Genomic DNA, 15,491 nt, shown 5'->3' with positions numbered 1-15,491 from the left:
AGGTACGATGAATGAGGGGCGGGGGGCAAGGGATTTAGGGTATTGCTTTCTGCTGACGCCAAGGCAATACGCCAGGCTTCCTGCCCTCAGCCCCCGCCACTTTCTTCCGCCAAAACCACTGGCAACCAAATTAGATACGGATTGTTTGGAAACGAGTTGCTTTTTCTATGCAAAGTTGATAGATTAACAGCTCGTAACTCAATAAAGCCTATCGGCGAAATCTTGTACTAACCTTACTATGTCTGTACTTTTACGTATAGCCGGACTCATTGTGGTTTGGCTGGCCTTATTGACAGGCCCGCTGTCAGCTCAACCCATTACACTATCGCCCGATCAGGCCCACGACGATCTACTTTACCTGAGGCGGCAACTTCGCACTTATCATCCCGGTTTGGGCCACTATACGCCCAACGCGCAGATGGAACAGCTATTCGATTCACTCTATAACCGGGTAAATAGCCCGATCGAATACCTGTCGTTTTACCATCACCTGAGCCCGTACCTCAATGGCCTGAAAGACGGCCACACAAACCTGAATCACCGCCGCGGATTCATTGATCGCGATACGCGCTTTGTCCCGTTCTACGTCAGGCAGGTCGACCACGATTATTTTATCAGCCACAACGCATCGGCCGACACCTCACTGCGGCGCGGCACGCGGTTGCTCTCGGTACAGGGGCAAGCCATTGCCGAAGTGCACCGCACCCTGATGGATGGCGACCGGTCTGGTTCAGACGGTGACAACCTGACGGGGCGGCATCACTGGAGCCTGATGCAATTTGCCGATTACTACGCCGCCTGGTACGGTTCTGTCGATTCGGTCACGATCGAGTACCAACTTGCCCGGCTCGATGGCTCGCTCGACTCAACAATCCGAACGAAGCGGGTGGCGGGTATTGTGTCGGCCACTTTCCGGCAAACCCTGATCGATCGGTACAAAGCTGATTTTGGCCGTAACTCAGAATTTCGCCAGCCAAACCTAAGCCTTCGCCTTGTCGATTCCTTATCGAATACGGCGGTGCTGCGCGTGTCTTCATTTACGAGCAGTAAGTCATTCGATCCCTTTCAGTGGTCATTCAAAAGGCGGCTTAAGAAAGCGTTCAGGGAAATAAAAGCCACAGGGGTCGAGAACCTGGTGGTCGATTTACAGGATAATGGCGGCGGAGCGGTCATTAATTCGGCCCGGTTGCTGCAATTCTGGATGCGGAAACCTTTCACCATTATGCAGAGCGAATACATCAAGCCGGCAGCCCGCAACGAGCTGGTCAACCGCTGGAATCCGCTCTCCTGCCTCGACTTCAACCTCCGTTACCGTCGCGACGGCCAGGGTGGATTCGCTAGCCGCGCTACCGTTAGCCGGCATTACCGTCCCTACAAACGCCTGGCTTTCAAGGGCAATCTCTATCTGCTTATGAACGGCTCGTCGTTCTCAGCGGCTACATCAGTACTGGCCAAAACGCTGGATGCCGGTCAGGGTACCTTTGTTGGCGAAGCGTGTGGTGGTGCTTATTGGGGCGATTTTGCCGGACAATTCAAGTATGTTACGCTACCCCACTCACGAATTCAGGTACGTATTCCGCTGAAAAAACTGACCCATGCCGTAGCCGAAGCCCATGCCAACGGTTTCACGATAGAGCCCGATTTTCTGGCGCAACGCACGCACGAAGACCTGATGACGAACCGAAATGTGGCCCTTCGCCAAACATTGCTCCTTATTCGGCGGCAGGTGACGGCCATCCGTGCCGTTGGCCAAGACGGAAAGCTGTAAGTATCAAAGTAAACCGGCCACTTCTCTAAAAGTGGCCGGCCTTGTATATTGCGCCTGACTTTATACGACGTTATGAAAACCCCTCTTTGCCTGTTGCTGCTTCTCGGCAGCCTGGCGTTCTCATGCTGGGCGCAACCAGCTCCAACCCCCACTGCGGCCATACAATACATTAAGCTGGGTAATACCCTCCGGGCGGTCGATAAGCCCCAGCAGGCCGTCGACCTGTTGCTTCGGGCATTGCCGGTTGTGCAGGGGAAAGACCTGTACTGGGAGGCGGTAGCTCACGAGAATCTGGGACTCGCCTATGTTGATCAGGAAAAAACGGCCGACGCTATACGCTCGTTTCTGAAGGCGCAACTGCTCTACAAAGCGCTTAAATACACGGCTAGCGAAACGGCGATGAACGAACTCATCGACGGACTGACGGACAAAAAAGTGTACGCAGGTATCGACATTGGTTCGTCGGGTATTAAACTGGCAATTTTCAGCACGAGGCTTGAAGATGGCTTTTATACCAAGTCGATCCGGTCGAAACCTGATTCGCCGAATGTTACGCTGATTTCCGGAACGCCTCAGTCGTTCAAAGCCGGGCAGGCTATCATGCGCGCCTATGCCGACTCGATTCGGCGGTATAACATTCCCGCAGAACGCATTTACGTCGCGTTTAGCAGTGGTATCAACGATGGACTGGGCAAGAAACCAGCCTTACGCAGGGAATTATATACGCTGCTGACCACTGAACTCCCGAAAGGTGTTCAGTGTGATACAACTCTTACGGCAGCGCGCGAGGCGGAGTTATATACGGTTGGCGCTATTCCGCGCAAAATGTGGACCTCGACCTCCTGCATGGACATTGGCAGCGGTAATACGAAGGGAGGCTACTACGACGACAAGCGAAGTTTTCATGCCGTTAGCTTTCCGTTCGGCACCAAGTCGCTAACCGCCCTGATCGATAAAGACCAGTCAATGTCGATTAGCCAGTATCGTTTGGCCGCCCAACGCGTGGTTAAAGCGATTGCCGATACGGCGTTGGTAGCCTCGAGGCGGGAACTGGCCAACTTACAGGAACGCCGAACCGTTGGATTTGGCGGGGGCATTGCCTGGGCCATGGTCACGTGCCTGCATCCCGAGAAAGCGGGATTAACGGCTATTCCGCTCACCGATTCGGATATTGAGCGATTTAAACGGCTGGCCCTGACCGACTACCAGGCGTTGCTGCACCCCGACATGACCGACTTGAAGGATGTTGCCATTCGCCGGAAGGCGGAGAAGGACCTGGCTAATGTGCAGAACCAGTTTAACGAGAAGCAACTCATTGCCGGTGCACTCTGGCTCGAAGCCATTACGCGTGCTTACGACAACAAAACGATTCCTAAACGCCTTGTCTTCATCCGTGATTCAGACATTGGCTGGGTGACGGGGAAGTTTGTTGAAGATGTAAACCGCAACTACCAGCGAACGCTGACAAGTCAGGCGAAGTAAGTAGCGATGGTCAACGTACCTGCCAGCAGCTTTATAATCCGCGTTTTTTGATCAGGAGTAACCAAAAATTCGGTTGTTCCTGATCAAAAAACAGGTAAAGTTTATACCAAAGAAGCCTGACCTGCTCGCTCGCGGAGCTTGGCAGTAGGTCGGAATCGCTCGCCGTATTGATCAGCCAGCCGATCGCAGGTGTCAACGAACGTACTTATCCCAACAAAATCGACGAACGAGAGCGCGCCACCGGTATAAGCGGGGAAGCCCCAAGCCAGAATAGAACCAAGGTCGCCATCGAGTTTGGTACGAACGACGCCTTCCTCGAAGCAACGGACGGCTTCGATCGCCTGCCGGTAGAGCAGCCGTGTTTTCACTTCGTCCAGGCTGGGCTGTTGATCAGCAACAGGAAATAACTCGGCCAGGCCGGCCCATAGCTGCTTGGGGGCACCTTCCGGGTAGTCGTAGAAACCCGCCTTGGCTTTCTTGCCCACCCGGCCCAGATCAACAAACTGTTTTGCCACCTGGTAGCTGGTGTCCGATTCGTTCAGCACGCCATCGTTGATACTCTGGCCAGAAATTTTGTAGACTAAATCGAGGGCTACCTCATCAGTCACCGCCAGCGGGCCAACGGGCATGCCCGCATCTTTTCCCGCGTTCTCGATCAGGATCGGGTTTACGCCATCGCGCAGCAATTCCATGCCTTCGGCCGTATAGGTGCCAAAACAGCGCGAGGTATAAAAGCCACGATTGTCATTAACCACAATGGGTGTTTTCCGAATCTTGCGGGTATAATCCATCGCCACGGCCAGCGCGTAATCGGAGGTTTGCTTGCCTACAATGACTTCAACCAGCATCATCTTGTCGACAGGCGAGAAGAAGTGAATACCAATGAAATTCGCGGGATTCGCCGAGGCTTCGGCCAGGCCCGTAATCGGTAAGGTTGAGGTATTCGAGCCAAAGACACCGTTTGGGGCCAGCATCGGTTCAGCTTCTTTCGTGACGGTGGCTTTCAGCCCACGGTTTTCAAAGACAGCTTCGATAATCAGGTCACAGCCCTGCATATCAGCGTAGTCGGCTGTCGCTTTTATCCGGCCCAACGTTGTATCAACCGTTGTTGGGTCGACCTTACCGCGCTCAACGCCTTTTTTGAGCAGGTTCCGCGTGTAATCTTTTCCTTTTTCGGCTCCCTCAATGGATACATCTTTCAGCACGACCTCGATTCCGGCCACGGCAGACACGTAGGCAATGCCCCCACCCATCATGCCCGCACCCAGAATACCAACTTTCTTCACGTCGGTTTTTGGCTGATCTTTAGGACGGCTGGCTCCTTTGTTGGCTTCGTTCATGCCCAGGAACATCGTCCCGATCAGATTCTTGGCCACTTTAGAAGTCGCTACCTTCACGAAATAGCGCGCCTCAATCACCAGCGCCCGGTCGATGTTCACCTGCAAGCCTTCGTATACGCACGACATAATGGCCAGCGGTGCGGGGTAATTGCCTTTGGTTTTGTCCATCAGCATGGCTGTGCCCGCCGCAAAAGTCTGCGCACCAACGGGGCTCTGAACGTTGCCACCCGGCACTTTGAAGGCATCACGCGCCACGATCTTGCCCGTCTTCTTATCGATCTGATCCCACGGCTTGATCGGCTGCGGATTGGCTAGAATCCAGGTACGTGCCTTGTCCATCAGCGTGGTGGGTGTTTCGGCAACGTCGTCGATCAGGCCGTTTTTCAGGGCGTCAGGTACGTTCAGTTTTTTACCTTCCAGCAGCAGCGGCAACGCGGCCTGCATACCGATCATACGCGGCAGGCGTTGCGTACCGCCGCCACCCGGCAGCAGACCAATCGTAACCTCGACCAGACCAATTACCGTTTTAGGATTACTCAACGCAAGGCGGTGATGACAGGCAAGGCAGATTTCATAGCCACCGCCCAGCGCCGTTCCGTTAATAGCCGCTACGATAGGCTTGCCGTTGGTTTCCATCCGCCGGAAAATACGGTTCAATTCTACCGACACTTTCAACATCTCGGCAGGTGGCTGATCGTTATTCCGAAGAATCATTTTCAGATCGGCACCGGCCACAAACTCCGGTTTATCCGACGTTATGATGATACCCTTCACCGACTCATCGGCATAGGCTTTATTGAGCGCTTCCTCAAACTGAGGGATCGACTCGTCGTTGAGCACGTTCATCGGACTGCTGGTCATATTCCAGCGAATGACGGCGACGTTTTGCTCTACGGTGTAGTTAACCATGGTTCTATATGGGATGCCGGACGCCAGATGGTGGACTGCCCGTAGGAGTCACCATTTAACGTCCAAAGTCTGATGTCCTGAATTAGTTGATCCGTTCGAAAATGGTAGCGATGCCCATGCCACCGCCAATACAGAGGGTTGAGAGGCCAAACTGCTTTCCGGTACGTTCCAGCTCATCGAGTAAGGTGGCCGAGATGATGGCTCCAGTGGCACCTAGCGGATGACCCAGCGCGATAGCACCACCGCTGATATTGACTTGGCTGTGATCGACGCCGAACTCATCCATAAACAACATCGGCACGGCGGCGAAGGCTTCGTTCACCTCGAACAAGTCGATATCCGTAATGCTCATTCCGGCTTTCTTCAATACTTTGTGCGTAGCCGGCACCGGACCTGTCAGCATGATGGTCGGCTCTGAGCCAACAATGGCAAAGGCCACGATCCGGGCACGAGGTTTCAGGCCAGCCGCCTGCCCGAAGGCTTCACTACCTACCAGCACACCCGCTGCGCCGTCGACGATCTGCGATGAGTTACCCGCGTGGTGCACGTGGTTGATTTGGTTCAGGTCAGCGTATTTCAACAGGGCCAATGCATCAAGGCCCATCTGGCCCATCATCTCGAAGGCGGGTTTCAGTTTGCTCAGACTCTCAACCGTTGTACCGGGACGTACCCCTTCATCGCGGTCGAGTACCGTAATGCCAATCTCGTCTGTATAGGGCACCAGTGTTTTCTGGAACCGATTTTCGCGTTGGGCTACTTCAGCCCGGCGGTACGATTCAGCCGCAAACGTATCGACATCAGCCCGGCTGTATCCCTGCCGGGTAGCGATCAGATCGGCCGAAATGCCCTGCGGCACGATGTTATGCTGCGCCACGATCTGCGGATTCATGAAGATAGCGCCGCCATCGGACCCCATCGGCACACGCGACATGGACTCAACGCCACCCGCAATGACCGCATCGACCTGCCCCGACATGACATAAGCCGCCGCCTGATTGATGGCTTCCAGCCCCGACGAGCAGAACCGGTTCAACTGAACCCCCGCCACCGATTCGGCATAGCCTGCTTCGAGTACGGCTGTCCGGGCGATGTCGGCCCCCTGCTCGCCCATCGGCGTTACGCAGCCCATGATTACGTCATCGACCAGTTTTGTATCCAGGTTATTCCGATCACGAATGTTGCGCAGTACGCTGGTTAGCAGCGAAATGGGCTGAATATCATGCAGCGATCCGTCGCTTTTGCCGCGCCCACGTGGGGTTCTGACGGCATCATAGATGAAGGCGTTGGCCATAAATTTGAGTTTCGCGTTTGTGGTTTGATGTTGCTTTGCGTGGGCTACCTCAACTGTCAAACCTAAAATTAGTATGCATGCATACGGTTTTACAAATGTAGCGCAGACAATCTTGAATTGTGCAATACCGGGAAAAAAGGTAACACAAGCAGGTTGTTACTAAATCCAACGCACTTCGTCTGAACGAGACGCTACGGCTCGCTTTTTCAGTAAAACGAACAGGCGCCTGTTCCTAACCAGCTCCCTATTGTCTGTCAGCCGGTTACGTACCGATTCCCACCGAACCCGATCCACGTTGAGTTTTCGTATCTACCTATTTTTGTTTGCAAGCTGGCTCGCCGCTCCGGTGGCTTTGGCGCAGTCGCCATCCTCTTCGCTACCACCAGCTTCGTCGGGTACGTTACCGGGCGGGCGGTCTGATGAAGCACTTAACCGTTTGCTTCAGGATCTGTTTCCCGTACAAACCGAGGGCATCGATTACCAGGCCGTTTTCGATAACCTGGCGCAGTTAGTTAATAGTCCACTGGACCTGAACCGGGCTTCGCGCGATGAACTGGCGGCTACTTTATTGCTTACCGAACGTCAGATCAGCAGCTTCTTAGCGTATCGTACCACAACGGGCGACCTGCTGGCAGTAGCCGAGTTACAGGCCGTTCCCGACTTCGATGTGCCGACCATTCAACGGTTACGGCCCTTCGTGACCATCCGCACGACCGTACTTACCGCCGACCTACCTGCCCCCACCGACCATTACCTGATTGCCCGATACGAGCGGGTTCTGGAAGAGCAGAAAGGCTTCACCATGGCCCCTCAAAATAAGAACGGCACGTACCCACTTCGGTATCAGGGCAGCCCCGGCCAGTGGTATCTGCGCTACCGAAACAGCCGGCCGGGCTTTTATAGCGTTGGCATAACACTGGAGCAAGACTCTGGCGAAGCGTTTCGCTGGAATCCGGCAACACGGCAGTATGGGGCAGATTACCTATCGTTTCACGCTCAGATCAAGAACCGGGGTCGCTGGCGGAACGTGATTATCGGCGATTTCCAACAGCAAATTGGACAGGGACTTATTCTCTCAGCCGGTTTTTCGCTTGGCAAGAACGCCGAGACAATCCTGACCGTGAGGCGACCAACGTTGGGGGCACGGCCCTACACGTCGCTGACTGAATACGGTTATTTTCGTGGACTTTCGGCTACTTATGGACTTAGCCCAACGCTGGACGTAACCCTGTTTGCCGCCCGAAACCGGCGGGATGCCAATATAGCGGCGGGTAAAACGCCCCTCGACGATAATGTGGTCACCTCATTCAACACCTCGGGACTGCACCAGACCAGCAGCGACATACTCGACTTGCGGGCCGTAGTCGAAACGAACCTGGGTGGCCATCTGCATTACCACACACCCCAGTTTCAGGCCGGGCTGACGGTGCTGCAAACCAGTTTCGACACCAAACTGCAAAAACGCGATCTGGCCTATAACAAGTATGAATTTGTAGGGAAGCAAAATCTGGTGGTGGGCCTGCATGTTGGGTACGTTTGGCGCAACATGAACCTGTTTGGCGAAGTAGCTCATAGTAGTGGCTCACTCACCAACAGCGGCGGTATTGGGGCGGTAGCGGGCGCGCTGATGAGCGTAAACCGCCGCCTCGACGTGTCGGTGCTGGCCCGTCATTACGACCAAAACTTCCATAGTTTTTATGCCAATGCATTCAGCGAAGCAAGTCGGGCAATAAACGAAACAGGCCTTTACGGTGGGGTAAAGTATAGTGTATACCGCAAACTAACCCTCAGCGGATTCGTCGACTGGTTTCGGTTTCCGTGGTGGAAATACCTTGTCGATGCCCCGTCGGGTGGGGGCGATTACCTGCTTACGGCCACCTATAGTCCCGACCGGCAAACACGGTTCGCTCTGATTTTCCACGATGAGCACAAGGAGAAAAATAAGCCCGGCAGCAAAACAACACCCAAAGAAGTAGTTGGCACTACACGCCGCAGCCTTGCCCTCACCGCCGACTACACGGTTGCGCCGGGCCTGACCATGCGCTCGCGCCTACAGGCATGTACGTTCGGGTACGCCTCATCGACGACAAGCTCGGTAGGCTTCGCCATTATGCAGGACGCTACCTACGAACGCGGCCGGTTTAGCCTGAGTGGCCGTGTAGCCCTGTTCGGCACCGATGATTATGATAGCCGACAGTACGCCTATGAACGGGATGTGCTCTACGCATTTTCGTTTCCGGCTTACTTCGATCGGGGACTTCGGCATTACCTGCTGGCCCGCTACCAGTGCAGCAAGCACCTTGATATCTGGTTTCGCTACGCCCGGACCAACGTCAGCAATCAACCCGACGTTGGGTCTGACCTCGACCTGATTGCAGCTCCACATAAGACCGACATAAAAATTCAGGTACGTTGGCGGTTTTAAGTAGTTTACTCCCGCCAGACGGTCTTCGCCAGCAATACTTCTTTACCCGTTTCGGCGTGGGTCAGGCGGTGCACAAACGTACCTGACTCCGTCGACTGATTTTGTACATCAATCTGCTCGCGCCAGTGGGTTTCAGTTTTATAAACCACATCCAGCTCGGCTATTTCCTGCGTTTGGAGAATGGTATCGGGGAGTTGTTCGAGCAGCCAGCGAATGTAAACTACGTTGTTTACGTGCTGATTTGCGTCGATATCAAACCAGCCAACCGTAACCTGATTAGTTGGCGTCTCTGAGAAATCGAGCGTCTGGTAGGCGGGTTTTAAAGGTAGTTTATCCGACACGTCGGCAATATCGGGGGGCGATAGCGAGCGGATAAAGCCGGGCACCGGAATAATACCGCGCTTGGCCGTATCGAAAACCAGCCAGGTGCTACTGGCCGAAGCCAGCAGCGTATCATCGTCGGACAGGACCCGAAAATCGCGGTAAACGAAGAATTTTTCAACGAAGGTTGGATACGTTATTATCCGGATGACCTGCCCACTACGTGGATACTGGTGCATAGTCAGGCCAAAGCGCATGAGCATCCAGCCGAGTCCCTGCGCCTGCAGCGTGCTACTTCCGATACCATAGTCGTCGGCGTTGCGGTTGGCCGATTCCTGCATGAGGTTCATCAGCGCGGGTATGCTGATGCGCCCGGTGGCGTCGCATTCGTAGCTATGTAAGGTGTAGTTGTCCGTCTGGGTAAAAGCCATAGAACAAATGTACGCTTTTGCTGCCGCCCTTATGGCCACTGGCCATAACAGTATTGAGTCCGTTTTTACAGCGCAAAAAGCCGAATAAGAACGCCGCCCAGCGCCGCTCCAACAAGCGGTCCAACTACCGGAACCCAGGCATAGCCCCAGTCAGAGGTTCCTTTACCCGGAATAGGCAGCAGCGCGTGGGCGATGCGCGGACTCAGGTCACGGGCGGGGCTCATAGCGTAGCCGGTAGTGCCGCCCAGCGACAAGCCGATGCTCCAGACCAATACGCCAACCAGATAAGGCCCCACGCCGATTGCCAGCACGCCCAGCGCCTTCGACGAAATACCCGCCAGCCCCAAAATGAGCACCAGCGTGCTGATTAGTTCGCTCAGCAGGTTCGACATCGGTTGCCGAATAGCGGGTCCGGTGCTGAAAACGGCCAGTTTGTCGAACGGGTCAGGGGTAACGCGCCAGTGGGGCAGGTAAAACAGCCAAACCAGCACTGCACCCAGAAAAGCCCCCAGCATTTGTGCCGATATGTAAGGGACCATGTGGCTATAGTCGTTGGTGGCTACGGCAAACGCTACCGTTACGGCTGGGTTCAGGTGCGCGTCGAGGCTGCCAAACGACTTGGCAACAAATACGCCCATAGTTACGGCAAATGCCCAGCCCGTTGTAATGACAATCCAGCCGCTGTTGGCTCCTTTTGTCTGTTTCAGCACAACGTTGGCCACTACGCCATTGCCTAGCAATATGAGCACCAGGGTACCAATGAGTTCGCCAAGAAACGGAGATGTTTGCATAGAAGGGTAGTTCGGGAGCAGAAATAGTCTCTATTGGAGATAAATTAGGGCAATTTCGAGCCAATATACGCGTCAATTTCTTTTCAGAGCAAAGACGAACAGCCAGGCACGGCTACTGGTTTTTTCTGTCAGGCCCGTATAGCGTAGCCCCTTACTACTAAATAGCACAACATGAAGACCATCCAGTTTGACCAGACCGGCAAACCCGCCGACATACTTAAAGCAATTGAAAAAGACTTGCCCGAGCCCGGACCAAGCGAGGTACGTATCCGCGTTGGGGTAAGTCCAATTAATCCGTCGGACATTATGTTCGTACAAAATCTGTACGGCATTCGGCCTCAGTTGCCTTCAGCAGCCGGTTTTGAGGGCATGGGCGTAATTGATGCCGTAGGCGAAGGGGTGTCGTTGCAACCCGGTCAGCGGGTGAGCTTTACGGGCGTGGGTGCCTGGTCTGAGTACGCAATCGCACATCATAAAGCCTTGATTCCCGTTCCCGACGAAATGACCGACGAAGTAGCCGCGCAATTATTCGTCAATCCGTTTACGGCCTTCGCCATGGTCGAAGAATCGGGGGTTCCGGCTGGCGGCTGGCTGATGATAACGGCCTGCGCCTCTGCATTTGGCAAAATGGCTATTCAGCTTTGCCAGATGCGCGGGATCAAAACCATCGGTACCGTTCGCCGCAACGACCTGAACGACGAACTAACGGCACTGGGCCTGACGGAGATCATCAACACCGAAACAGACAACATGGCCGTCCGCGTGAAGCAGATCACCGATGGACAGGGTGTTGCTTGCGTGCTTGATGCGGTGGGTGGACATACAGCGTCTGAAGCTCTGAAGTGCCTCGGTAAAGGCGGCACCATGCTAATCTATGGCCTCTTGAGCCTGCAAGACCCCACTTTTAACGCGGGTCTGATGATCTTTCGTGAACTGACAGTGCGGGGCTTCTGGCTCACCGACTGGATGCGCCGCGTTGATGCCCAAACCCGGCAGCGGGTAGCGGGCGAAGTAATTGGTATGCTCGCCTCGGGCCAGATCAACATGCCGGTCGAAGCTACCTATTCCCTCGACGAAATCACCAAGGCCGTTGAACACGCCGACGCCCCCGGTCGCTGGGGTAAGGTTTTGGTAAAGCCTTAGGTAGTTTGACGGTATCGTTTGAGACGGTCCGCCACCGCGGTTTGATGTTGCTTCGCAAATCCATGAAACTAGTTAGTTAGCGAAGCAACATCAAACGTCAAACCAGTTATTGCTTCGCCATTGCTTTGCTAACCACTGAAATCAGGCCGACCATTGAGACAACGAGTAAGCCAATTATGATGATCTGGGTATTACTCCCTTCATTTGGGTTATCGAGCAGGGTACGGATGTGGTGCGCTTCAGCACCTGACCAGATCGCCAGCAGCGTGCGGGGGACCATGCCCAGGAAGCCGCCCAGCAAAATATTTCGCATACTGGCTCCCGACAGCGAAAACACCATATTGGTTAGCGAAAAAGGCAAGGCAGGCGACAGTTTGGCGAAGAAAATGAACTGTAACTCCCGCTCCCGAATACGGTGCAGAATACGGGACGCCTTTGGATTTTGCTCGATCATCCGGCGAACGCGGTCTTTGTCGAGGCGCTGCACCACTAGATTGACCAGGACAATGGCCGCCATGTTGATAATGAACAGCGGTGCTACCGCTTTCCAACTCAGAAAATAGCCGAATATCAGCGCCAGCGGCGTGGGCAGCATCAGGGCGAACGCGCAGGCTAAACTGCACACAATCGTAACCAGCACCCAATCGGTGGTGGAGAAGAGCGCAATTTGAGCCTCGTGGGTGACGGCATAGTACGTAATGTACGAGCTCATCAGCAACGGGAGGGCCGAGAGCACAAGACCCAGCAACGCCGGGCCAGTCAGAATTTGGCGAATTTTGGTGGTCATGGACATACGGGCAACTGTCGCCTTTGCAGAACTGTTCATTGCAATGCTAAAATCAGAGCCTGGAGAACACCGGGACGAGTAAGATTTTGTTTCGTCGTGTAGCTTGCGGCATGATCCGATTTTTTACGTACCTGCTCTGTCTGCTTGGCGGGCTTACCTTCTCTGCTACGGGCCAGATAGCCCCGCGTTTCTCAATTGCCGACAGTACGCTTTATCAGAAAAAGAGTTTCGTCTTCCGTCGCGACTACGCCCTGCCCTACCGGCTGCTGGAACCGCTCGACAAGGCCCCTACACTAAGCTATCCCCTGGTGGTAGTGCTGCACGGGGCGGGCGAAAAAGGCGATGACAACCAGCGCCAGCTGATCTATGGCGGCGACGTGTTTGCTAACCTCGACAATCGGCTACGGTTTCAGGCGTACGTAGTTTTTCCGCAATGCGCCAGGCCCGATAACTGGACAACATTTGGCTATCTGAAAAACCCCGGCGAAGAGATTCAGATGGGGAAATATGAGAAACGGGCCAGCACACCCCTGCTGGCAACTCTCGCGCTGATTGACCGCTTAGTTGCAGACCACCATATCGACAAAAATCGGGTGTACATCGTTGGCTTATCCATGGGTGGCTTCGGTGCGCTGGAAGCACTGGCTACGCGGCCCGGCCTATTTGCGGCGGCAGTGCCTATCTGTAGCGGTGGCGACACAACGGCCTGCAACAAATATGCCCGCAAGGTGCCGGTCTGGCTGTTTCATAGCCAGGACGACGCTACCGTTCCCGTTGGGCTTTCGCAGGCCATCCATAACCGCCTTAAAACGCTTGGGGCCGACCCTCAATACACGGAATACGAAAACGCCGGTCATACTGCATGGCGTGAAGCTTTTGCCGACTCCAGACTGCTCCCCTGGCTGTTCGATCAAAAACGGAAGTGAAAAGGCAGGGGCATGAAGGATTGGGCAAAACTCTACTGACCCCTTCAATAAGCGCTATAAACCTTTCGGGGTAAGCCTTGTTTTAGAGAGTAAGTAAACACTCAACGAAACCGACACTATGGCTGCCTCTTCAGCATCTTCCGATGGCTCACAACAAGCCAACCTGGTCTCAAACGAAAACGCCGAAACGATGTTCGGCGCCGATCAGGCCGAAACGAATATGGTAAAACTGGTCGACGGTAAACTAACGCCAATGGGCGATACCGACGACGACGTAATGGATGAACAGCTTCGCAATCGCTACAGCAGCGACGAAGAGCGGAGCATTCAGGGATATACGGAGAAAACGTACGAGAATTCAGACGCTTCCCTGCGCGGTGCTGAGGATGTAAAGCCCGACTCGCGTAACGACGCTGACGAGACCACAGGTACGTATGTAGTGGAAGACAATGGCCCGGGTATGATCGACGACGACTCTGCGTATACGCTCAGCGAACAGCAGGGTGGCGGCCCCGACGAGCCAGCAACTACGGCAGCAGCTAATGACGGTGCACCCATGAGCCGCATTCAGCCAAACGGAGCTGACCAGACTAACACGTATTCGATGACCATCATGGGTGATATGATTCCGATGACGCCGAGTACGCCTGACCCAAACAACCCGGTGCCCGGTGGCCCTGAAACGCCGCCAACACCACCGTCACCAGGCCCCGAAATTCCCGATCTGCCCGGTTCACCGTCGCCCGATCGGCCTGAAATTACGGATCCCAGTGAGCCAGAGCGGTCGCACGAGATAAACGCCCGTTATGCGGCCAGCAACCAGGCAGGTACGTCGAAATACCCAAGCCTAACGCCGCCCGGCCTCGGTCATTACGGCTACGGCGGTTTTGCTACACGCACGTCGTCGGTATCTATTGACCAGAACCATGTAGAGCAAACACCCGACCAAGTCGAACCTGGTCAGGCTGTTCCGGGTACCCAGTACGTAAACATGTCGACTGGAATTGATGATGCAGAAGGCATGGAAAGCACACCCGATACGGGTTCATCTGACCGACCTTATCTGGTTGATGGAAACGAACCATCATCTTATAAACCAGGCGAGCGGCCTGAAGAAGCTGAAGAGATGATGACCAACCCCCGCCAGGCTGCCGACGAATCGTTGACTAAGGCGCAGGAAATGGTTGGATCGGATGGCGACCGGAGCGACTCAAAATCAACCGAAGGGCTGGATCTACCCTATAACGATCCCCAGTCGGTGCGTGACCGCACGGCTTATTAATACGTAGGCGCATACCAATCAAAAAAGGCCATCCCGCGCAGGAATGGCCTTTTTTGATTGGTATATCGGTTTTATGCGCTGAAGTTCTGGTAGATCGAATCCATAATACGCGTGAAATGCTGGTAGTCTTCATCACTGAGTTGACCCCAGCCCTGCCGCCGGATATCGATCACGAGGGGCAAGAGTTCGTCGTATAATTGTTCGCCGGATGGCGTTAACGAAATCAGGAATTTGCGGCGGTCAGCGTCGGCAGATCGGCGCTCAGCCAGGCTTTTCTTTGTTAATATATCAATGATACGCGTTACGGTAGGAGCATCTTTCGTGGTTAGTTCCCCCAACTGATTCTGACTGATTCCGGGGTTGCGGTGCAGGTGGTCAATCAATACCCACTGGTCGACGGTAAGGTCGTACCCCGCTTCGGTAAAGCGCTTCTGGAGCGCATATCGAATTCGCTTGATCGTGGTATCGATTTTAAAGAAATAGGCCCGCTGATCGGATGGGTGAGTCATAGGTCTGTAACAACGAAATAGTATTCCGTATATCCGCAAAAAAACAAACTATTATTCCGTTTTACAAACGTTTACACAAACAACAC

General features: G+C 54.3%; 12 protein-coding genes. 6 read left to right on the top strand and 6 right to left on the bottom strand.

Features of this window, described 5'->3' with window-relative positions; all coding sequences use genetic code 11:
• Positions 1–238: 238 nt before the first annotated feature.
• Together F7231_RS15495 and F7231_RS15490 are read left to right on the top strand one after the other, a co-directional pair.
• Complete coding sequence (locus tag F7231_RS15495) at positions 239–1,768, top strand: S41 family peptidase (protein ID WP_085411298.1); 1,530 nt, start codon at positions 239–241, stop codon at positions 1,766–1,768.
• A gap of 72 nt (positions 1,769–1,840) precedes the next feature.
• Positions 1,841–3,250: a tetratricopeptide repeat protein gene (locus F7231_RS15490; RefSeq protein WP_166692542.1), complete on the top strand. Its 1,410-nt coding sequence runs from the start codon at positions 1,841–1,843 to the stop codon at positions 3,248–3,250.
• A 101-nt stretch (positions 3,251–3,351) separates the two neighbouring features.
• Here the strand turns inward: F7231_RS15490 and F7231_RS15485 are convergent, their stop codons facing one another.
• Positions 3,352–5,499 carry a 3-hydroxyacyl-CoA dehydrogenase NAD-binding domain-containing protein gene (locus F7231_RS15485; protein WP_166692541.1) on the bottom strand — a complete coding sequence of 716 codons (2,148 nt, stop codon included), beginning with the start codon at positions 5,497–5,499 and terminating at the stop codon, positions 3,352–3,354.
• A gap of 82 nt (positions 5,500–5,581) precedes the next feature.
• A complete protein-coding gene (locus F7231_RS15480; RefSeq protein ID WP_085411301.1) occupies positions 5,582–6,790 on the bottom strand; it encodes an acetyl-CoA C-acetyltransferase in 1,209 nt (402 codons plus the stop codon).
• A gap of 295 nt (positions 6,791–7,085) precedes the next feature.
• Here F7231_RS15480 and F7231_RS15475 point away from each other — a divergent pair, with 295 nt between their 5' ends.
• Positions 7,086–9,215 (top strand): ComEA family DNA-binding protein, encoded by a 2,130-nt coding sequence (locus F7231_RS15475; RefSeq protein ID WP_229369982.1) that lies wholly within the window; start codon positions 7,086–7,088, stop codon positions 9,213–9,215.
• Positions 9,216–9,220: 5 nt separating this feature from the next.
• Here the strand turns inward: F7231_RS15475 and F7231_RS15470 are convergent, their stop codons facing one another.
• Together F7231_RS15470 and F7231_RS15465 are read right to left on the bottom strand one after the other, a co-directional pair.
• Complete coding sequence (locus tag F7231_RS15470; protein ID WP_166692540.1) at positions 9,221–9,967, bottom strand: acyl-[acyl-carrier-protein] thioesterase; 747 nt, start codon at positions 9,965–9,967, stop codon at positions 9,221–9,223.
• Positions 9,968–10,032: 65 nt separating this feature from the next.
• Positions 10,033–10,758 (bottom strand): MIP/aquaporin family protein, encoded by a 726-nt coding sequence (locus F7231_RS15465; protein ID WP_085411303.1) that lies wholly within the window; start codon positions 10,756–10,758, stop codon positions 10,033–10,035.
• 171 nt (positions 10,759–10,929) lie between these two features.
• Between F7231_RS15465 and F7231_RS15460 the strand changes: the two genes are divergently transcribed.
• Positions 10,930–11,901 carry a zinc-dependent alcohol dehydrogenase family protein gene (locus F7231_RS15460; protein ID WP_166692539.1) on the top strand — a complete coding sequence of 324 codons (972 nt, stop codon included), beginning with the start codon at positions 10,930–10,932 and terminating at the stop codon, positions 11,899–11,901.
• A gap of 106 nt (positions 11,902–12,007) precedes the next feature.
• Here the strand turns inward: F7231_RS15460 and F7231_RS15455 are convergent, their stop codons facing one another.
• Positions 12,008–12,727 (bottom strand): TVP38/TMEM64 family protein, encoded by a 720-nt coding sequence (locus tag F7231_RS15455; RefSeq protein ID WP_229369980.1) that lies wholly within the window; start codon positions 12,725–12,727, stop codon positions 12,008–12,010.
• A 71-nt stretch (positions 12,728–12,798) separates the two neighbouring features.
• Between F7231_RS15455 and F7231_RS15450 the strand changes: the two genes are divergently transcribed.
• Together F7231_RS15450 and F7231_RS15445 are read left to right on the top strand one after the other, a co-directional pair.
• Positions 12,799–13,614 (top strand): carboxylesterase family protein, encoded by an 816-nt coding sequence (locus tag F7231_RS15450; RefSeq protein WP_166692538.1) that lies wholly within the window; start codon positions 12,799–12,801, stop codon positions 13,612–13,614.
• A gap of 118 nt (positions 13,615–13,732) precedes the next feature.
• Entirely contained in the window at positions 13,733–14,896 is a 1,164-nt protein-coding gene (locus F7231_RS15445) for a hypothetical protein (protein WP_166692537.1), read from the top strand.
• A gap of 71 nt (positions 14,897–14,967) precedes the next feature.
• On the opposite strand, the gene F7231_RS15440 is transcribed toward F7231_RS15445, so the two are convergent.
• Positions 14,968–15,405, bottom strand: a complete 438-nt coding sequence (locus tag F7231_RS15440) for a MarR family winged helix-turn-helix transcriptional regulator (RefSeq protein WP_085411308.1) — start codon at positions 15,403–15,405, stop codon at positions 14,968–14,970.
• Between the last annotated feature and the right edge of the window lie 86 nt (positions 15,406–15,491).

The organism is Fibrivirga algicola, assembly GCF_011742925.1.
Taxonomy (GTDB): domain Bacteria; phylum Bacteroidota; class Bacteroidia; order Cytophagales; family Spirosomataceae; genus Fibrella; species Fibrella algicola.
Note: the sequence above shows the minus strand (reverse complement) of the source record. Positions and strands in the feature narration are given on the sequence as shown.